The following is a 19,496-nucleotide window of genomic DNA, read 5'->3' as shown; positions in this document are numbered from 1 at the left end:
ATGCGGATTTCATCCCTCCGCAACAACCCGGGGCAGCGGTCAGACACGTACCCGCAGGTAGTAGAACCTGGTCGTCTGGACCGCGTTCTGGTTGTCGTCGCTCACCAGGAGGACCTTCAGGCGGCCGGTGTGGTCGCGGCCCGCGATCGCCATGCCCTCGATGTTGTCCAGGAGGGGATTCGGCTGCGGCTGCCTCGCCGTGGCGCCGAGGGAGGGGCAGCCGGCGATGTCGGCCAGCAGCGTCTTCTCGACCAGGCGGACCCCCGGCTGACCGGTGAGGTTCTCGGTGCCGCTCGTGTCCGTGGCGTGGCGGGGGTCGGCGAGGTAGAGGCGGACCGTGTTGCCGACGCCGGCGGTGAAGCCGCGTTCCAGGACGAGGAGGCGGCCGTCGGGGGTCGCCTGGACCTCCGGGACGCCGAGGCCGGCGTCGGTGCGGTAGGCGTACTGGGCGCCGGGCGTGAAGCGGCCGTGGTGGCGGGTCCACGTCTGGAAGCGGACGATGCCGGCGGAGTCGCCCGCGAGCGAGTACTCCATGGAGGCCAGCAGGGTGTGGCCGCCGGGCAGCAGGGTCAGGCCCTCGAAGGTCTGGTTGGTGGTGGCGCGGCCGGCCGGGGCGACCTGGAGGGCGGACGGGACCGGGAGGCGGTCGAGGATCGTGCCGTCGCGCGAGTAGCGGCGGACGGACGGCTCGGTCTCGGAGGAGATCAGCCGGGTGCCGTCCCGGTCGATGACGAGCCCCTCGGAGTCGAGGTCGGCGCCCTTCTCGTCGGCGAGGTGCACGGCCGCCCGCGGCTGGAGCGTACGGGCGTCCAGGCGGAACAGCGAGGAGCGGTCGGCCAGGGCCGCCAGCGAGCCGTCCCGGTCCACCGCGAGGGCGGAGAAGTTGCCGACGAAGGTGCCGTCGTACGTCGTCTTGTCCAGCGCGTCGGAGAAGCGGTCGATCGACACGGTGGCCGAGCAGGCGTGCCGCGCAGTGGCGCCGGCGGCGGGCCCGGCGGCGGCCAGAGAGGTGGCCGCCGCCAGGCCGGCGGTGAGGGTGGCGAGTAAGGTTCTCAGGCGCATGACTCTCACCGTAGGACCCCTCGGTGACGCGCGCGAGACCGCCTCGTGAAGGGTCAGCTCCGCGGCGGCACGGCGACGAACGCCTCGCGCGGCTGGCTGGTCGGGGTGTAGCGGGTGACGCCGGCGGTGGTCGGCACCAGGTCCTTGTGGATCGCCTTGGCGACGTTCTGGATCGTGGTGACGCCGTAGCTCATGGTGCTGTTGTCCTGCGTCAGCACGGTGATCATGTAGTCACGGCCGGCGCCCTTGAAGGTGCCCAGGCTGTGCACCCGCCAGCCGTGCGTGGAGCGCTGCAGCCAGCCGTTCTTCACGTGCACGGAGACGGAGGACGGCGCGCCGGCCGGGGTGCCCCAGCGCTGCGAGGAGACGACCTGGCCCATCAGCTTCTGGATGTAGGCGCGGGAGTTGTCGCTCAGCACGCTGTTCTTGGCGGTGATGAGCCCGAGGAGCTTCTGCTCGTCGTTGACGTTCTCCTGGGTCAGGCCCCAGTAGCCGTTCGCGCCCGGGACGGTCTTGGTCATGCCGGCGGCGGCCAGGAAGCCCTTGATCTTCGTCATGCCGAGCTGCTTCCAGAGCTTGCTGGTCGCGTTGTTGTCGGACTGGGTGATCATGGCCTTGGCGAGCGACTGCTCGGTGCTGGTCAGGTACCGGTTGTGCTTCTTCGCGTCCCACAGCAGCGTGGCGAGCACGGTGACCTTGACCGTGCTGGCCGAGTCGTACGCGCTGGTGGCCCGCAGGGTGCAGGTGGTCTTGGTGCTGCGGTCGTACAGGCCGATGGCGACCGTGCCCTTGCGGTTGGTGAGGGCGGCCGTGATGTCCTTCTTCAGCTTGGCGGCCAGACCCGCCTTGGCGGACGTACAGGTCACGGTGGGCGTGGCCGCGGCGGCCGGGGTGGCGGCGGTGACCGCCGGTACGAGCAGCGCGGCACTGACGGCGGCCGCGAGCACGCCGGCCCGGCCGGATATCCGGTGAGTCATGGAAAAGTTCCCCCTTGAACGTCGTACGGGCGTCCCCCTGAACGCCGTTGAGCGCACCCGTGCGCTGCATGACATGACTCGCCAGGGCGGTCGATGGTTGTACGCGCGTTCGGAGAAGGGGAGTTCGGCACAGGTGCCGCCCCGGCGTACGGCGGTCACGGCGAAGTAGCGTCAGACGCATGGTGTCCCTGTTCGCGTTCTTCGGACCGCCCGCGATCACCCTTCTCCTGTTCGCCGTCGGGACGGTCCCGTACGCGTTGTGGGTGTCCAGGAGGAAGCCCTCGCGGCCGGCCCGGTGGTCCGTGATCGGAGTCGCGGCGGGGATCGCCGGCTACGGGGCGGCGACCGTCTACGGGCTCGCCTTCACGAACCCGCTCGACCTGTGCGGGGACAGGGGCGGCGACGGTGTGTACCGGGATGCCGGACGGGACTACGGCCTGACCTCGGTGAGCGTGGACGGTTTCCCCCCGTCCGTCACCTGCCACTGGACCAGCGGCCACGACACCGAGGAGGTGTGGTTCTGGGCCCCGCCTCTGCTGTACGCGGGGCTGGCCTGCTCCGCCGTCTGCTCCGTTCTGCTTCTCGCCCACCGCCACGCGTGCCGGAGGGCCCCTCGTCGACGGGCCTGACGCGTAGACAGCTTTCGCCCCCTGGTCCTACTAGTTCTACTTCTTCCCTCACACCGGCGAAGGCGGTCCCGCCGCCGGGCGTGTTCCGCCGGCCCGCCCCCACCATGGCGGTGCCCGGCGCGCTGCCGGGCGTCCCGACTCCCCTTTCTGGAGAGCCACATGAAGCAACAGCTCCGCGCCTGGACGCTGGCCGCCGCCCTCGCCGTGACCGCCGTACTCGTGCCCGCCGGGACCGCGACGGCCCGTGCCGCCCAGCCCTCCTGCCCCGACGGCTCCGTCTGTTTCTGGAGCGGCGAGGGCTTCGGCGGCTCGTACTGGGAGTGGACGGCCCGCAGCGGCTACCGCGACCTGCCGCCGAACCTCCACGACCACGTGGGCTCCTTCGTCGCCTCGACCCGCGCCTGCTTCATCAACTGGGGTCCGGTGGAGAAGCGGGACGTCTTCAACGGCGACTGGCGCTCCCGCTACCTCGGCGACTTCGGCGGCCGGATGGACGCGGTGGGCCCGGGCGGCTGCTGAGGGGAGGTGGTATCGCCCGACTGTTCGCCTGATGCGGAAAACCGTACAGCGCTTGGCCTGCAGCGGCTGATGACGTGCACTGTACCGACGCCGTGCCGCAGGAATACGGGCGCGAACTCGTCGGTGCCGTCAGCGCGGTGAGGTCCGGCCCCGGCGGGCACCGGGGCCGGACCGCAGTGCATGCGACGGGTGGGTCCGGCCGATCTGTAGCCGGTCGGACTCACCTCGCCATCCGGCGAAGCCGTCCCCCTCGGCCCGAACCCCGTCCACGTCGTCGCCCTACTTGGCGAACGTCTGCACACCCACCGCGACAAGGGGAGCCAGCGGCGTCAGAATCGCGACCGTGGCTCCTTGCCGTGCCAGCGCTCCTCTCGCCGCAGCGTCCCGCGCTGCGGGATCCGGCCCTGGCGGACCGGAGCACTGGACGGCGGTCGAAGCACCAGCGGCACAGAGCTACTGGCCACTCCTGGTCGGCTCGGCACCTTCCGACCATCAAGTCATTTCTCCGCGCGCGCAGTTGTCCGACCAGCCGACCGTCTGGCCCAGGTGCGTCGGCGCGAACATCCGGAGCAGGGCCGGGAGTACGACCACCGAGGGGCCCGGGGTGCCGAGCGCCTTCGCCAGGTCCTCCTCCAGGGTTTCCGGGGTCGTGCGCACCCCCGGTACGCCGAAGGACTCGGCGAGGGCGACATAGTCGGGGCGGGTGAGTTCCGTCGCCGTCGCCTGGCCGAAGGCGTCCGTCATGTACTCACGCAGGATGCCGTAGCCGCCGTCGTCGACGATCAGCCAGGTGACGTTCAGGTCGTACTGCCTCGCCGTCGCCAGCTCCGCGATCGAGTACAGGGCGCCGCCGTCACCCGACACCGCCAGGACCGGACGCGTCGGGTCCGCCGCCGCCGCGCCCAGCGCCGCCGGGAAGCCGTAGCCGAGGCCGCCCGCGCCCTGGGCCGAGTGCATGGTGTTCGGGCCCTGCGCGTCGAACGCGGACCAGGCCCAGTAGGCCAGGATCGTCATGTCCCAGAAGGACGGGGAGCCGGCGGGCAGGGCGCGGCGCACCGATGCCAGCACGTTCTGCTCCAGGGTCAGGTCCTGGGACGCGATGCGCTCGGCGACGCGGGCCAGCAGGTCCCGTACCCGCTCCGGCGCCGAGGCGTCCGCGCGCTCCTCCACCGTCTCCAGCAGCGCCTGGAGGGCCGGGCGGGCGTCCGCGTGGATACCGAGGGCCGGGTGGTTGGACTCCAGCTTGCCGAGGTCCGCCTCGATCTGGATCACCCGTCCCCGGGGCCTGAACGTGTGGTAGTTGGAGGACAGTTCACCGAGGCCCGAGCCGACCACCAGCAGGACGTCCGCGTCCTCCAGGAAGTCCGTCGTGTGCCGGTCCTCCAGCCAGGACTGCAGCGACAGGGGGTGGTGCCAGGGGAACGCGCCCTTGCCGCCGAAGGTCGTCACGACCGGTGCCTGGAGCTTCTCGGCCAGCTGCAGCAGCTTGCCCGACGCGTCCGCGCGGACGACCCCGCCGCCCGCGATGATCGCCGGGCGGGCGGCGCGGGAGAGCAGGTCGGCCGCCACCGCCGTCAGCTCGGGGCGCGGGACCAGGTCGTCCGGGGTCGCGTCCATCGCCGTCACCACGGGCAGCGAGGTCTCGGCGAGCAGGACGTCCTGCGGGATCTCCACCCACACCGGGCCGTGCGGGGCGGTCAGGGCCGACTTCCAGGCCGCGGCGAGGGCGGAGGGGATCTGGGAGGGGGTGCGGACCGTGTGGACCGACTTCACCACGCCCCGGAAGGAGGCCGCCTGGTCCGGGAGTTCATGGAGGTAGCCGTGCCGGCCGCCGCCCAGGCCCGCCGTCGGGATCTGGCTGCTGATCGCCAGCACCGGCGCGCTGGCCGCCGCCGCCTCCTGGAGCGCGGCCAGTGACGTCAGCGCGCCCGGACCCGTCGAGAGCAGCAGCGGTGCCGCCTCGCCCGTGATCCTGCCGTACGCGTCCGCCGCGAAGCCCGCGTTGTTCTCGACCCGCAGGCCCACATAGCGCAGGGAGGAGCGGCGGAGCGCGTCGAACATGCCGAGGGCGTGCTGGCCGGGGAGGCCGAAGACGGTCGTCGCGCCCAGCCCGGCCAGCGTCTCCACGACCAGGTCTCCGCCGTTGCGCCCCGGGGGTGGGTTCAGGGCGGCGGTGATCTGCGCCGGTGTCGGGCGGAGTACCAGGTCGTGGTCGTGGGTCACTTCGCTTCCGCGTCCTTCCGGGCCGCCGCGATCTGGCGGCTCATGATGGTGGTCAGTTCGTACGCCGTGTGGGAGGCGGCGACCGAGGTGATCTCGGCGTGGTCGTAGGCCGGGGCGACCTCGACGACGTCCGCCGAGACCAGGTTGCAGCCGGCCAGCCCGCGCAGGATCTCCAGCAGCTCGCGGGAGGTCATGCCGCCCGCCTCCGGGGTGCCGGTGCCGGGCGCGTGGGCCGGGTCGAGGCAGTCGATGTCGATGGAGATGTACAGCGGGCGGTCGCCGATGCGCTGGCGGAGCTGGTCGGCCACCTCGTCGGCACCCCGGCGGTAGACGTCGGCGGAGGTGACGATGCCGAAGCCCATCTTCTCGTCGTCCGTGAGGTCCTGCTTGCCGTACAGCGGGCCGCGGGTGCCGACGTGGGACAGGGCGGAGGTGTCGAGGATGCCCTCCTCGACCGCGCGGCGGAACGGGGTGCCGTGCGTGTACTCGGCGCCGAAGTAGGTGTCCCAGGTGTCCAGGTGGGCGTCGAAGTGGAGCAGGGCGACCGGGCCGTGCTTCTTCGCCACCGAGCGCAGCAGCGGCAGGGCGATGGTGTGGTCGCCGCCGAGGGTCATCAGGCGGGCGCCGGTGCCGAGCAGGTCGTCGGCGGCGGCCTCGATGGTCTCGACGGCCTCGTTGATGTTGAACGGGTTCACGGCGATGTCGCCGCCGTCCGCGACCTGGGCGAGGGCGAACGGGGAGGCGTCCTGCGCCGGGTTGTACGGGCGCAGCAGCCGGGACGCCTCGCGGATGGCGTTGCCGCCGAAACGGGCGCCCGGCCGGTACGAGACACCGGAGTCGAACGGCACGCCCACGACGGCGACGTCGGCGGTGCCGACCTCGTCCAGGCGGGGCAGCCGGGCGAAGGTCGCGGGGCCGGCGTACCGCGGGACGCGGGAGGAGTCGACGGGGCCGCGGGGCGTCTCGTTGCTGCTCATGGTGAAATGCCTTCTTTCCAGCGCTTCATCGCGCTTGTACTGCTTTCCCTATGACTCTACTGGTGAGCCGGGACCGGTTCGGACGGGAGTTCGGGGGAGCGTCCGGCGAGGCGCTCGCGCCAGGTGGCGAGAACCGTCTCGTCGGTGGGCCGCGTGGCCAGGGAGACGGCGACGTAGGCCGCGAGGGAGGCCAGCAGACCGTAGTAGACGGGCTCGTTGGCGAGGATGCCGTAGCCGGCCATCAGGCCGATGACCGCGAGACCGCCGACGATCACCGAGGCCAGCGCGCCCTGAACCGTGCCGCGCTTCCACAGCAGGCCGCCCAGGATGGGCACGAGCAGCCCGCCGACGAGGAGGTTGTACGCCACCGTGAGCGCCTCGACCACGTTGTTCAGGGCGATCGCCGTGCCGATCACGGCGAGGCCCATGACCAGGATGAACGCGCGGTTGCCCTTGACCTCGTCGTGGTCCTCGCCGTCCCGCCGTACGGCCCCGCGCAGACGGGACCAGATGTCGTTGTTGGCGACCGTGGCGCAGGCGATCAGGGCGCCGGAGGACGTCGACATCACGGCGGCGAGGGCGGCGGCCAGGACCAGTCCGCGCACGCCGACGGGGAGTTCGTCCTTGACGATGGTGGCGAAGGCGTCGTCGGGGCTGCCCAGCTTGGGGTAGAGCACCTTGGCGGCCGTGCCGATCACCGCGCCGGCCAGGGCGTAGGCCAGACAGTAGGTTCCGGCCACCGTGCCGCCCCACTTGGCGGTCTTGTCGCTGCGGGCGGTGAACACGCGCTGCCAGATGTCCTGGCCGATCAGCATGCCGAAGGTGTAGATGAGCACGTAGGTGAAGATCGTCTCGCCGCCGATGCCCAGCGGGTCGAAGTACCCGGTCGGCAGCTCGGCCTTCATCTGGGAGAAGCCGCCCGCCTTGACGACCGCGATCGGCAGGAGCAGGAGCAGCACGCCGATGGTCTTGACGACGAACTGGACCATGTCGGTCAGGGTGATGGACCACATGCCGCCGAGGGTCGAGTAGGCGACGACGATCGAGCCGCCGAGGATGATCGCGACCGTGCGGTTCATGTCGAAGAGCACGTCGAAGATCGTGGCGTAGGCGATGGTGGAGGTCACCGCGAGCATGAGGGTGTACGCCCACATGACCACGCCGGAGATCACGCCGGCCCGGCCGCCGTAGCGCAGGTCGAGCATCTCGGAGACCGTGTACACCTTCAGGCGGGCGATCCGGGCCGAGAAGAAGACGGAGAGGGCGAGCAGGCCGAGGCCGATGGTGAAGACCATCCAGGCGCCGGAGAGGCCGTACTGGTAACCGAGGCCCACGCCACCGATGGTGGAGGCACCGCCGAGGACGATCGCCGCCATGGTGCCGGAGTACATGGCGGGCCCGAGGCGGCGGCCGGCCACCAGGAACTCGCTCTTGGACTTGGCGCGGCGCATGCCCCACCAGCCCATGGCGAGCATGCCGGCGAGATAGACGACGATCACTGTGTAGTCGACGGCCATGGGGCCCTCCTTCGCGCACTGTCCGGTGGCGTGTCGTGCAGGTGCTTCGGGGATGTGTCGGCAGCGGCTCGCGGGGACATCCGCCCGTACCCGCGGCTGCCGTGCCCCTTGAGGCTAGGTGGCCGGAAAGCGACTGCGAAGTGTACGTTTCATCCATATGAACGGGGCGGGATGGAGGGAACGCACACCATGCCGGAGACGACCGCCCCAGCGGTCCCACCGACCCCACCGGTCACGCTCCACGCGCTGCTGGCCCGCGACGACCTGGCCCTGCGGCAGATCGCCGGGCCGACGGACCCGGGGATCGTGATCCACTGGGCGCACACCTCGGAGATGGCCGACCCCTACCCCTATCTCCTGGGCGGCGAGCTGCTGCTCACCGCCGGGGTGCACATCCCCGAGGCGGCGGGCTCGGGCACCTACTTCGACGACTACGTCTCCCGGATCGTGGCGGCGGGCGGCGCGGCCCTCGGCTTCGGGGTGGCCCCCGTGCACGACACGGTCCCGCGCGCCCTGGTCGCCGCCTGCGACCGGTACGGGCTGCCGCTGCTGGAGGTCCCGCCGCAGACCACGTTCTCCGGGGTGGCCCGGGCGGTCTGGCAGCTGATGGCACAGGCCCGGCTGGCCGAGCTGCGCCGGGTCACCGAGGCGCAGCAGAGTCTGGCGGCCGCCGCCTCCCGGCCCGATCCGCTTCCCTCGGTGCTGCGCCAGCTCGCCCAGCGGCTGGGCGGCCGGGCGGTGCTCTACGGGCCCGACGGCACGGAGATCGCGGGGGCGGGCCGGGAGACACCGGAGGGCGCCCGGACGGCTCTGGCGGAGCTGGCGGGGGTGGTCAGGCACCCGGCCGCTGCTCCGCCGGCCGCCGCCCCCGCCCGACCGCACTCCGCGACGGGCCCCCACCCCGGCCGACCGCAGCCGGCCCCTCCCCCGCCGACCGCTCCCCGCGGCCGGCCGCACCCGACCCCTTCCGCACCGAGCACGCCGAGCGCACCGGCCGTCCGCCCGCACCCCACCTCCGCCACCGACACCCACGGCGCCACCCACCTCGCCGTCTACGCCCTCGGGGCCGGGGAAGGGTTCGTGCTCGGGGTGGCCGCGCCCCGGCGTGACCCGGGTGATCACACCATCGCCTCCGTCGCCGCCGTGCTGCTGGCCCTGCTGACCGGTGAGCACCAGAGCGGGGCCGGGGCGGCCCGGTCCTCCGCTCTCGTCCGGCTGCTGCTCGGCGCCCCGCCCGAGGAGGTGGCGCCACTGCTCGGCACCGGGCAGTGGCTCGTGGTGCACGCGCGGCCGGAGGCCCAGGCCCCGGACGCGGTCGCCGCCTCCGCGCTGGGCGCCGCCCTGGGCTCGCCCCTGGTCGACCTCGCCCGCGACGTCGTACGGGTACTGGTGCCGGCGGACCGGGAACCGGAGCCGCAGCCCGGCTGGACGCTCGGGGTGAGTGCCGCGGCCGGGCCCCCGGAGTGGCCGGCCGCCGACACCCAGGCCGCCCGGGCCCTCGCCCGGGCCCGTGCCACCCGCACCCCGCTAATCCGGCACGCGGCCCGGCCGGCGCTCGCGGACCTGGTGCCGCCGGCGGACGCCGAGACCCACGCCCGTACGCTGCTCGCCCCCCTCGCGGGGCAGCCCGCGCTCGCCGACACCCTGCGCACCTGGCTGTCCCTGCACGGGAGTTGGGACCGTACGGCGGTGGCGCTTGACGTGCACCGCAACACCGTGCGGCAGCGGATCGCCCGCTGCGCCGCCCTGTTGGCCGCCGACCTGGACGACCCGGACGTGCGCATGGAGCTGTGGTTCGCGCTGCGCCGTGACTGACGGCGACCGTGCGTGACCCCCGTCCCAGCGTTCGGTATGCCGAGGACGCGCGCCGCGTACTGCCCCACAATGGGAGGCATGCCGATATCCGGGACCCCCAGCCGCGCCCAGCTCGTCGACCACCTGGTGCGCACGCGTATCGCGGGGGACGTCGCCACGCCCCGCGAGAACAACCTCTCCCACTACCGTCAGCTCGCCAACGGTGTCCGCAACTACTGGCTCGGCCTGGAACTGGGCGACCGCTGGACGGACGAGCAGGACGTGCTCGCGGTCATGGCCGAGCGGGTGGGCGTCAACGACGACCCGGAGTACCGGTACGGGCAGGACACCATCGACCCCGAGTTGACGGTGGACGCCCTCGACCGCATGGCGGCGCGGCTGCGCAAGGCGGCCGAGGACCGGCAGCGGGTGCTGTTCGCGACCGGGCACCCGGGCGGTCTGCTGGACGTCCACCGGGCCACGGCCGCCGCGCTGCGCACGGCCGGCTGCGAGATCGTCGTCATCCCGGACGGGCTCCGGACGGACGAGGGGTACGTGATGCAGTTCGCGGACGTGGCCGTGCTGGAGCACGGGGCGACGTTGTGGCACACCCACTCCGGTGAACCGATGCGGGCCATTCTGACGGGACTTGAACGGGAGGGGCGCCCGCTGCCGGACCTGGTGGTCGCCGACCACGGCTGGGCCGGGTACGCGGGACAGCACGGCGTCGACTCCGTGGGGTACGCCGACTGCAACGACCCGGCGCTGTTCCTCGCCGAGTCCGAGGGCACCGTGCAGGTCGTCGTCCCGCTCGACGACCATGTGGTGAGCCCGCGTCACTACGACCCGATGACGGCGTACCTCCTCGCCGCGGCGGGCCTCCTCTGACAGTCCGTCACGTCGGGCGCCTGATGTTCCGCCGACATTGAAGTGGGGGCCCCGGGGCCCGGGGCGCCCCGCCGCAGGTACAGGTGGGGGCCCTGACACCCCCCCCCCCCCCCCCCCCCCGCGCCCCCCCCCCCCCCCCCCCCCCCGCCCCCCCCCCCCCCCCCCCCCGGGCGAAACCCCCCCACCCCCCATCTTCTTAGGGACAACCGGCCCATGGTTAACCCCGCGCTCCCGCCCGCCCGCCCCCCCCCCGCGCGGCCGGGCGGGGGCGCCCGGGGGGCCGGGGCCCCCACGTCGTCAGTTCCTGGTCGGCTCAGTGACCGCCGCCACCGCCACCGCCGCCGTGGCCACCGCCACCGCCGCCGTGACCGCCACCGCCACCGCCGTGACCGCCACCGCCGTGACCGCCACCGCCGCCGTGGCCGCCGCCACCGTGACCGCCACCGCCGCCGTGGTCTCCGCCACCGCCGTGGTCGCCACCGTAGCCGCCGTGGTCACCGCCACCGCCGTAGCCGCCGTGGTCGCCGCCGTAGCCGTTGTCGTCGTCATCGTCGCCCCAGTTCCAGCTGTAGGAACCGTGGTCGGTGTGGGTCGAGGCAGAGGCGGTTCCGGCCGTGCCGATCGCGGCTCCGCCGGCCAGCAGCAGACCGCTGGCGGAAATCGCGACAAGACGCCTCGCGCGCTGTGATCGCATGGGAATACCTTCCATCTCCATCGTCTCTCACGGCTCCCTGGGGGAGGCGCGAGGTGGATGGCCGTCGCCGCTGCGAAAGGGGAAGAATGCGGCGCGGTCTTCAGATGTCGCCGCAGCCAGTTGGAAACCGAACGGTGCCGGGCACCTCACACACCGGGTCTGCCGGGCATGCCGTTCACTGCGGCCTTCACTCAGAGAGCCTAATCCCACATAGGTCACGCGTCATCTCGGGGAGCACCCCTGTCACGGCCGTCTCGGCACGCGGACAACACCCTCCTGGATGACCGAGATGGCGAGCCGCCCGTCCTGGGTGTAGATGCGGGCCTGGCCGAGGCCCCGGCCGCCGTGCGCGGACGGTGACTCCTGGTCGTACAGCAGCCATTCGTCGGCCCGGAAGGGGCGGTGGAACCACATCGCGTGGTCCAGGGAGGCGCCGACGACGTCCCCGACGGCCCAGCCGCCGCGCCCGTGCGCGAGCAGCACGGAGTCGAGCAGGGTCATGTCGGAGACGTAGGTGGCGAGGACGACGTGCAGCAGGGGATCGTCATCGAGCTTGCCGTTGGTGCGGAACCACACCTGGGAGTGCGGCTCCCGCGGCTCGCCGTACCGCCCGTACGGCGGTTCGTCCACGTACCTGAGGTCGATCGCCTCGCGCGCCTGAAGGAACCGTTCCACGACGTCGGGGGCGAGGTGGGCGTAGCCGCGCAGCCGCTCCTGGGAGGTCGGCAGGTTCGCCGGGTCGGGCGCGGCGGGCATGGGCGCCTGGTGATCCAGCCCGTCCTCGTACGCCTGGAAGGACGCCGACAGGTGGAAGATCGGCTTGCCGTGCTGGACGGCGACCACCCGGCGGGTGGTGAAGGACCGGCCGTCACGGATGCGGTCCACGGTGTAGACGATCGGCGCGCCCGGGTCGCCGGGGCGCAGGAAGTACGCGTGCAGGGAGTGGGCGGGCCGGTCCGCGGGGACCGTCCGCCCGGCGGCGACCAGCGCCTGTGCCGCGACCTGCCCGCCGAAGACGCGGGGGACGACGGCGGAGCGGGACCGGCCGCGGAAGATGTTCTCCTCGATCTGCTCCAGGTCGAGCAGATCGAGGAGATCCTGGAGTGCCTGGCTCATGGGGTGCAGTTGTACCGGCCAGTGATCGCGCGTCGGTGTCCGGGGCCTTACAGGCCCATGTCCTTGGCGATGATCGTCTTCATGATCTCGCTGGTACCGCCGTAGATGCGGTTGACGCGGTTGTCCGCGTACAGGCGGGCGATCGGGTACTCGTTCATGTAGCCGTAGCCGCCGTGGAGCTGGAGGCAGCGGTCGATCACGCGGTGGGCGACCTCGGTGCAGAAGAGCTTCGCGGAGGCGGCCTCGGCGGGGGTGAGCTCACCGGCGTCCAGCGCCTCCAGGGCGCGGTCGGCGACGGCCTCGGCGGCGTCCACCTCGGCCTGGCAGGCGGCCAGCTCGAACTTGGTGTTCTGGAAGTGGGCGACCGGCTTGCCGAAGACGGTGCGCTCCTGCACGTAACTCTTGGCGAACCGGACGGCGGCCTTGGCCTGGGCGTAGGCACCGAAGGCGATGCCCCAGCGCTCGGAGGCCAGGTTGTGGCCGAGGTAGTAGAAGCCCTTGTTCTCCTCGCCGAGCAGGTCCTCGACCGGGACCTTGACGTCGACGAAGGCCAGCTCGGCGGTGTCGGAGGTGCGCAGGCCCAGCTTGTCCAGCTTGCGGCCGATGGAGTAGCCCTCGGACTTGGTGTCCACGGCGAACAGGGAGATGCCGTGGCGGCGGTCCTCGGCGGTCGGCGCGGCCGTGCGGGCGCAGACGATCACCTTGTCGGCGTGCACACCGCCGGTGATGAAGGTCTTGGCGCCGTTGAGGACGTAGTGCGTGCCGTCCTCGGAGAGCTTGGCGGTGGTCTTCATGCCCGCGAGGTCGGAGCCGGTGCCCGGCTCGGTCATCGCGATGGCCCACATCTCCTCGCCGGTGACGAACTTCGGCAGGTAGCGCTTCTTCTGCTCGTCGGTGGCGAGCATCTTGATGTAGGGCAGGGCGAGCAGCACGTGTACGCCGGAGCCGCCGAACTGCACGCCGGCGCGGGCGGTCTCCTCGTAGAGGACGGCCTCGAACTTGTGGGTGTCCAGGCCCGCGCCGCCGAATTCCTCGGGCACGCTGATGCCGAAGATGCCCAGCTCGCCGAGCTTGTAGTAGAAGTCGCGCGGCGCCTGGCCGGCGGCGAACCACTCGTCGTACACCGGCACGACCTCGGCCTCGATGAAGGCGCGAAGGGTCTCCCGGAACGCCTCGTGATCCTCGTTGAACACCGTACGGCGCACGCCGTCACCTCCACGTACCTGACATCGGCATGTCTAAGCGCTTGCTCACTCACCGTACCGGCGAGTACGGAATCCCGTCCAGGGGGGTCCCGCCGTAACGCTCGTCACGCTCCCCCGAGGGACGGGCCGAGCCGGACGTCCGTCTCGCAGCCGACGTCCTGAGGGTGTTCCACGGCGCCCCACCGGTACCGGAAGCGGCAGCCGGACAGCGTGCCGCGCGCGGGCCCGGTGACCCTGACGCGGACCTGGAAGCAGGCGTCGGCCCGGCGGTGCGGGGCGAGCACGAACGGCCGGGCGGGCCCGACGCGCGGATCGTCGGTGACCCCGACGCCGTGGCCACCGGCCTGCCGGAGCGTGACGGTTCCGTACCGCACCACCTCCAGCCCCCGGGGGCACCCGCAGCACGGTGAGCGGCTCCGCCGTGCCGTTCTCCGGGAGCGGCGTGCTCACCCAGTACTCGGCGCCCACCCGCGCGTGCGCGCAGCCGGCGCGGAACGACGCCCGCGCCGGCAGGGCAATGGCGTCGCGCGTAGTCACCCGCCCGGTCGCCCCCGGCGGCAGCCGTCAGCGTCACCGCCGCGGCGAGCGCGGCCGGCCCCCGGGGCACTCTGGAACCCGTCACTCCCTCGGCCGTGTCGGTCGTCACGGCTCCCCCTCCATCGACACAGGGGGCCCCAGATCATGCCGCTGACCTGCGTGAACAGCGCGGCCGGGCTACTGCTCGCCCGCCGCCTCGAACGCGCCCCGCGCCATGCGGTGCAGCAGGGCCGCCGTCGTGCCCCGGCCGGGGAGCGTGCCGGCGCGGCCGAGGTGGGGGGTGGAGTTGAGCAGGCCGAAGACCGAGTGGACCGCCGAGCGGGCGGCCGGTTCGGTCAGGCCCGGGTACACCGCGCGGACCACCTCCACCCACAGCTCCACGTACTGCCGCTGGAGCTGCCGCACCAGCTTGCGGTCGCTGTCCCGCAGGCGGTCCAGCTCGCGGTCGTGCAGGGTGATCAGCGGGCGGTCGTCCAGGGCGAAGTCGATGTGGCCCTCGATCAGGGAGTCGAGGACGCGGGTCGCGGGGACCCCGTCGGCCTCCGCCAGCCGGCGTTTGGCACCGGTCAGCAACTGCCCGCTGATGCCGACCAGCAGCTCGGCGAGCATCGCGTCCTTGCCCGGGAAATGCCGGTAGAGGCCGGGGCCGCTGATGCCGACCGCGGCGCCTATCTCGTCGACCCCGACGCCGTGGAACCCGCGCTCGGCGAACAGCCGGGCGGCCTCCTTGAGGATCTGCTCGCGGCGGGTGGGGGCGTCGGTTCTGGTGACCATGCAGGCAATTCTAGACAGCGAGGTTAGCGGTCGTTAACCTGGTGGCAATGGTTAACGCTCATTAACAGGTTCGATCACCGGTGAGGGGAACCGCAGGATGCACGAGGCACCGGAGCTCCAGAGCGCGGCAGATCCCGCGTCGGAGGCCTGGCGGGCCAATGAACAGGCGCATCTCGCCCTGGTGGAGGAGCTGCGCGCCAAACTGGCCGCGGCGGCCCTCGGTGGCGGCGAGAAGGCGCGGGCCCGGCACACCGCGCGCGGCAAGCTGCTGCCGAGGGACAGGGTGGACACACTGCTCGACCCGGGCTCGCCCTTCCTGGAGCTGGCCCCGCTCGCGGCCGACGGGATGTACGAGGGGCAGGCCCCGGCCGCCGGGGTGATCGCCGGGATCGGCCGGGTCAGCGGGCGCGAGTGCGTGATCGTCGCGAACGACGCCACGGTCAAGGGCGGCACGTACTACCCGATGACGGTGAAGAAGCACCTGCGCGCCCAGGAGGTGGCCCTCGACAACCGGCTGCCGTGCGTCTACCTGGTCGACTCCGGCGGGGCCTTCCTGCCGATGCAGGACGAGGTCTTCCCGGACCGGGACCACTTCGGGCGGATCTTCTACAACCAGGCCCGGATGTCCGGCGCGGGCATCCCGCAGATCGCGGCCGTGCTCGGCTCCTGCACGGCCGGCGGGGCGTACGTCCCGGCGATGAGCGACGAGGCCGTGATCGTCCGCAACCAGGGCACGATCTTCCTGGGCGGCCCGCCCCTGGTGAAGGCGGCCACCGGCGAGGTCGTGACGGCGGAGGAGCTGGGCGGCGGAGAGGTCCACTCCCGGGTGTCGGGGGTCACCGACCACCTCGCCGAGGACGACGCGCACGCCCTCAGGATCGTCCGGAACATCGTCGCCACGCTCCCGGTCCGGCAGTCGCCGCCCTGGGAGGTCGCACCCGTCATCGAGCCGAAGGTGGACCCCTACGGGCTCTACGGCGCGGTCCCCGTCGACTCCCGCACCCCCTACGACGTCCGCGAGATCATCGCGCGCGTCGTCGACGGCTCCCGGTTCGCCGAGTTCAAGAGCGAGTTCGGGCAGACCCTGGTCACCGGCTTCGCGCGCATCCACGGCCACCCGGTAGGGATCGTCGCCAACAACGGCATCCTGTTCTCCGAGTCCGCCCAGAAGGGCGCCCACTTCATCGAGCTGTGCGACCAGCGCGGCATCCCGCTGGTGTTCCTCCAGAACATCTCCGGCTTCATGGTCGGCAAGGACTACGAGGCCGGCGGCATCGCCAAGCACGGCGCCAAGATGGTGACCGCGGTCGCCTGCACGCGCGTGCCGAAGCTGACGGTGGTCGTCGGCGGCTCGTACGGCGCGGGCAACTACTCGATGTGCGGCCGGGCCTACTCGCCCCGCTTCCTGTGGATGTGGCCGAACGCCAAGATCTCCGTCATGGGCGGCGAGCAGGCCGCGTCCGTGCTGGCGACCGTCAAGCGGGACCAGTTGGAGGCGCGCGGGGAGTCCTGGCCCGCCGAGGACGAGGAGGCGTTCAAGGCGCCGATCCGCGCGCAGTACGAACGCCAGGGCAACGCCTACTACGCCACCGCCCGGCTCTGGGACGACGGCGTCATCGACCCGCTGGAGACCCGTCAGGTGCTGGGCCTCGCCCTGACGGCCTGCGCCAACGCGCCCCTGGGAGACCCCCAGTTCGGCGTCTTCCGGATGTGAGGAGGGGAACCGTGTTCGACACAGTGCTGGTGGCCAACCGGGGCGAGATCGCCGTACGCGTCATCCGTACGCTCCGCTCGCTGGGCGTGCGCTCGGTGGCGGTCTTCTCCGACGCCGACGCCGACGCGCGGCACGTCCGGGAGGCCGACACGGCGGTACGGATCGGTCCGGCGCCGGCCGCCGAGAGCTATCTGTCGGTGGAGCGGCTGCTTCAGGCCGCCGCCCGCACCGGCGCCCAGGCCGTCCACCCCGGCTACGGCTTCCTCGCGGAGAACGCGGGCTTCGCGCGCGCCTGCGAGGAGGCGGGGCTGGTGTTCATCGGCCCGCCGGCGGACGCCATCGCGCTCATGGGCGACAAGATCCGCGCCAAGGAGACGGTGCAGGCGGCCGGGGTGCCGGTGGTGCCGGGCGGCCGCGACCCTGAACTGGCAGAGGCAGCCCGCGCGTTGGGCGCTCCTGTGCTGCTGAAGCCGTCGGCCGGGGGCGGCGGCAAGGGCATGCGGCTGGTGCGGGACATGACCGTGCTGGAGGAGGAGATCGCCGCCGCGCGCCGCGAGGCCCGCGCCTCCTTCGGTGACGACACCCTGCTGGTGGAGCGGTGGGTCGACCGGCCCCGGCACATCGAGATCCAGGTGCTGGCCGACGGCCACGGCAACGTGGTCCACCTGGGCGAGCGCGAGTGCTCCCTCCAGCGGCGTCACCAGAAGATCGTCGAGGAGGCGCCGAGCGTGCTCCTCGACGAGCGGACCCGGGCCGCGATGGGCGAGGCGGCCGTACAGGCGGCCCGCTCGTGCGGGTACCGGGGCGCGGGCACGGTGGAGTTCATCGTCCCGGGCGGCGACCCCTCGCAGTACTACTTCATGGAGATGAACACCCGCCTCCAGGTGGAACACCCGGTCACCGAACTCGTCACCGGGCTCGACCTGGTGGAGTGGCAGCTACGGGTGGCCGCCGGGGAGCCGCTGGCCTTCGCGCAGCAGGACCTGCGGCTGACCGGCCACGCGGTGGAGGCCCGGATCTGCGCGGAGGACCCCGCGCGCGGGTTCCTGCCGTCCGGCGGCACGGTCCTGCTGCTGGACGAACCGCAGGGCGACGGCGTACGCACCGACTCCGGGCTCACCGAGGGCACCGAGGTGGGCAGCCTGTACGACCCGATGCTGTCCAAGGTGATCGCGTACGGCCCCGACCGGGAGACGGCACTCCGCAAGCTCCGCTCGGCACTCGCGGAGACGGTCACGCTCGGCGTGCAGACCAACGCGGGCTTCCTGCGCCGGCTGCTCGCGCACCCGGCGGTCGTCACGGGCGAGCTGGACACGGGCCTGGTCGAGCGGGTCGTGGACGACCTGGTCTCCAGTGACGTGCCCGAGGAGGTGTACGAGGCGGCGGCGGCCGTACGCGCGGAGCGGCTGGAGCCGCGTACGGAGGGCTGGGTCGACCCCTTCTCGGTGCCGAGCGGCTGGCGCCTCGGCGGCACCCCGAAGCCGCCCGCCTTCCATCTGCGGGCGCAGGACCCGGTGACGTACACGCCCCGGGGCACCCACACCGTCACCGGCGACCGTGTGACCGTCACCCTCGACGGCGTCCGGCACACCTTCCACCGGGCCGGTGACTGGATCGGCCGCGACGGGGACGCCTGGCAGGTGCGCGACCACGACCCCGTGGCCGCGTCGCTGAACCGCGCGGCCCACGCGGGTGCCGACTCGCTGACCGCGCCCATGCCCGGCACGGTGACGGTGGTCAAGGTGGCTGTCGGCGACGAGGTGGCCGCCGGGCAGAGCCTGCTGGTGGTGGAGGCGATGAAGATGGAGCACGTCATCTCCGCCCCGCACGCCGGCACGGTCGCCGAGCTGGACGTGACACCGGGCACGACGGTCGCCATGGACCAGGTGCTGGCCGTCATCGCCCCGAAGGAGGCGGCGGAATGAGCGTCGACGGTCTGCCCATGGTCGTACCGGCCCCGGGCCTGCCCGCACGGGTGCGCATCCACGAGGTCGGCGCGCGGGACGGGTTGCAGAACGAGAAGACGGCCGTGCCGACGGCGGTGAAGGCGGAGTTCATCCGGCGGCTGGCCGGCGCCGGCCTGACGACGATCGAGGCGACGAGCTTCGTGCACCCCAAGTGGGTGCCCCAACTCGCCGACGCCGAGGAGCTGTTCCCGCAGGTGAGCGACCTTCCCGGGGTGGCCCTGCCGGTGCTGGTGCCCAACCGGCGCGGCCTGGACCGGGCGCTGGCCCTCGGCGCCGGGCGCGTCGCCGTGTTCGCCAGCGCCACCGAGTCCTTCGCGAAGGCCAACCTCAACCGCACGCTGGACGAGTCGCTGGCGGTGTTCGAACCGGTGGTGCGCGAGGCCAAGGACCGGGGCGTGCACGTGCGCGGCTATGTGTCCATGTGCTTCGGCGACCCGTGGGAGGGCGCGGTGCCGCCGCACCAGGTGGCCCGGGTGTGCACGGCCCTGCGGGACATGGGCTGTGACGAGCTGAGCCTCGGGGACACGATCGGCGTGGCCACGGCCGGTCAGGTGCGCGAGCTGCTCGGGCTGCTGAACGAGCGGGGCGTGCCGACGGAGGTGATCGGCGTGCACTTCCACGACACCTACGGCCAGGCGCTCGCCAACACCCTGGCGGCGCTCCAGCACGGCGTCACCACGGTCGACGCCTCCGCGGGCGGCCTCGGCGGCTGTCCGTACGCCAGGTCCGCCACCGGCAACCTCGCCACCGAAGACCTCGTCTGGATGCTGCACGGGCTCGGCATCGAGACGGGGGTCGACCTCGGCCGTCTGACCGCCACGAGCGTGTGGATGGCCGAACAGCTGGGCCGGCCCAGCCCGTCCCGTACCGTCCGCGCTCTCTCCCACAAGGACCAGTGATCAG

At 72.5% G+C, this 19,496-nt stretch carries 17 protein-coding genes; 8 read left to right on the top strand and 9 right to left on the bottom strand.

Translation table 11 applies throughout. The features are described 5' to 3' along the window. Positions 1 to 39 precede the first annotated feature (39 nt). Together ACH4LD_RS01245 and ACH4LD_RS01240 are read right to left on the bottom strand one after the other, a co-directional pair. Positions 40 to 1,062 carry an esterase-like activity of phytase family protein gene (locus tag ACH4LD_RS01245; protein WP_398053147.1) on the bottom strand — a complete coding sequence of 341 codons (1,023 nt, stop codon included), beginning with the start codon at positions 1,060 to 1,062 and terminating at the stop codon, positions 40 to 42. 53 nt (positions 1,063 to 1,115) lie between these two features. Beyond that, positions 1,116 to 2,039: a serine hydrolase gene (locus ACH4LD_RS01240; protein WP_398053146.1), complete on the bottom strand. Its 924-nt coding sequence runs from the start codon at positions 2,037 to 2,039 to the stop codon at positions 1,116 to 1,118. A 179-nt stretch (positions 2,040 to 2,218) separates the two neighbouring features. On the opposite strand from ACH4LD_RS01240, the gene ACH4LD_RS01235 reads away from it, so the two are divergent. Then, positions 2,219 to 2,668, top strand: a complete 450-nt coding sequence (locus ACH4LD_RS01235) for a hypothetical protein (protein ID WP_398053145.1) — start codon at positions 2,219 to 2,221, stop codon at positions 2,666 to 2,668. 159 nt (positions 2,669 to 2,827) lie between these two features. After that, positions 2,828 to 3,187 (top strand): peptidase inhibitor family I36 protein, encoded by a 360-nt coding sequence (locus ACH4LD_RS01230; protein WP_398053144.1) that lies wholly within the window; start codon positions 2,828 to 2,830, stop codon positions 3,185 to 3,187. A gap of 492 nt (positions 3,188 to 3,679) precedes the next feature. Here the strand turns inward: ACH4LD_RS01230 and ACH4LD_RS01225 are convergent, their stop codons facing one another. Genes ACH4LD_RS01225 through ACH4LD_RS01215 form a run of 3 tightly spaced genes read right to left on the bottom strand, consistent with a single transcriptional unit; the run spans position 3,680 to position 7,904 of the window. Then, entirely contained in the window at positions 3,680 to 5,410 is a 1,731-nt protein-coding gene (locus tag ACH4LD_RS01225; RefSeq protein ID WP_398053143.1) for a thiamine pyrophosphate-binding protein, read from the bottom strand. Next, the gene (speB, locus tag ACH4LD_RS01220) at positions 5,407 to 6,387 is read right to left on the bottom strand and encodes an agmatinase (RefSeq protein WP_132786127.1); all 981 of its coding nucleotides are present in this window, start codon (positions 6,385 to 6,387) and stop codon (positions 5,407 to 5,409) included. The genes ACH4LD_RS01225 and speB overlap by 4 nt, the downstream gene beginning before the upstream one ends. Before the next feature lie 56 nt (positions 6,388 to 6,443). Next, the gene (locus tag ACH4LD_RS01215) at positions 6,444 to 7,904 is read right to left on the bottom strand and encodes a sodium:solute symporter (protein ID WP_398053142.1); all 1,461 of its coding nucleotides are present in this window, start codon (positions 7,902 to 7,904) and stop codon (positions 6,444 to 6,446) included. A gap of 189 nt (positions 7,905 to 8,093) precedes the next feature. On the opposite strand from ACH4LD_RS01215, the gene ACH4LD_RS01210 reads away from it, so the two are divergent. The 3 genes from ACH4LD_RS01210 (at position 8,094) to ACH4LD_RS01200 (ending at position 11,274) form a co-directional block, all read left to right on the top strand. Beyond that, positions 8,094 to 9,719, top strand: coding sequence for a PucR family transcriptional regulator ligand-binding domain-containing protein (locus tag ACH4LD_RS01210; protein ID WP_398053141.1), 1,626 nt, complete (start codon positions 8,094 to 8,096; stop codon positions 9,717 to 9,719). 78 nt (positions 9,720 to 9,797) lie between these two features. Then, a complete protein-coding gene (locus ACH4LD_RS01205) occupies positions 9,798 to 10,586 on the top strand; it encodes a phosphatase (RefSeq protein WP_398053140.1) in 789 nt (262 codons plus the stop codon). 316 nt (positions 10,587 to 10,902) lie between these two features. Continuing rightward, positions 10,903 to 11,274: a hypothetical protein gene (locus ACH4LD_RS01200; protein ID WP_398053139.1), complete on the top strand. Its 372-nt coding sequence runs from the start codon at positions 10,903 to 10,905 to the stop codon at positions 11,272 to 11,274. A 249-nt stretch (positions 11,275 to 11,523) separates the two neighbouring features. On the opposite strand, the gene tesB is transcribed toward ACH4LD_RS01200, so the two are convergent. The 4 genes from tesB to ACH4LD_RS01180 form a co-directional block, all read right to left on the bottom strand. Further along, positions 11,524 to 12,396, bottom strand: a complete 873-nt coding sequence (gene tesB / locus ACH4LD_RS01195; RefSeq protein ID WP_398053138.1) for an acyl-CoA thioesterase II — start codon at positions 12,394 to 12,396, stop codon at positions 11,524 to 11,526. A gap of 47 nt (positions 12,397 to 12,443) precedes the next feature. Beyond that, on the bottom strand, positions 12,444 to 13,601 hold the full coding sequence (locus ACH4LD_RS01190; RefSeq protein ID WP_132786122.1) for an acyl-CoA dehydrogenase family protein: 1,158 nt from the start codon (positions 13,599 to 13,601) through the stop codon (positions 12,444 to 12,446). Between the two features lie 104 nt (positions 13,602 to 13,705). Further along, positions 13,706 to 13,975, bottom strand: coding sequence for a hypothetical protein (locus ACH4LD_RS01185; protein WP_398053137.1), 270 nt, complete (start codon positions 13,973 to 13,975; stop codon positions 13,706 to 13,708). Between the two features lie 340 nt (positions 13,976 to 14,315). Next, complete coding sequence (locus tag ACH4LD_RS01180; RefSeq protein WP_398053136.1) at positions 14,316 to 14,912, bottom strand: TetR/AcrR family transcriptional regulator; 597 nt, start codon at positions 14,910 to 14,912, stop codon at positions 14,316 to 14,318. Between the two features lie 97 nt (positions 14,913 to 15,009). On the opposite strand from ACH4LD_RS01180, the gene ACH4LD_RS01175 reads away from it, so the two are divergent. The 3 genes from ACH4LD_RS01175 to ACH4LD_RS01165 are packed head-to-tail and all read left to right on the top strand — an operon-like array spanning position 15,010 to position 19,492. Next, entirely contained in the window at positions 15,010 to 16,626 is a 1,617-nt protein-coding gene (locus tag ACH4LD_RS01175; RefSeq protein WP_132786119.1) for a carboxyl transferase domain-containing protein, read from the top strand. Positions 16,627 to 16,637: 11 nt separating this feature from the next. Further along, a complete protein-coding gene (locus ACH4LD_RS01170; RefSeq protein ID WP_398053135.1) occupies positions 16,638 to 18,551 on the top strand; it encodes an acetyl/propionyl/methylcrotonyl-CoA carboxylase subunit alpha in 1,914 nt (637 codons plus the stop codon). Beyond that, complete coding sequence (locus ACH4LD_RS01165) at positions 18,548 to 19,492, top strand: hydroxymethylglutaryl-CoA lyase (RefSeq protein WP_398053134.1); 945 nt, start codon at positions 18,548 to 18,550, stop codon at positions 19,490 to 19,492. Before ACH4LD_RS01170 ends, ACH4LD_RS01165 begins: the two co-directional genes overlap by 4 nt. Positions 19,493 to 19,496: the final 4 nt, after the last annotated feature.

It is taken from the genome of Streptomyces sp. NPDC017676 (genome assembly GCF_044329325.1).
Lineage (GTDB): Bacteria > Actinomycetota > Actinomycetes > Streptomycetales > Streptomycetaceae > Streptomyces.
This window is presented reverse-complemented; position numbering and strand designations above follow the sequence as displayed.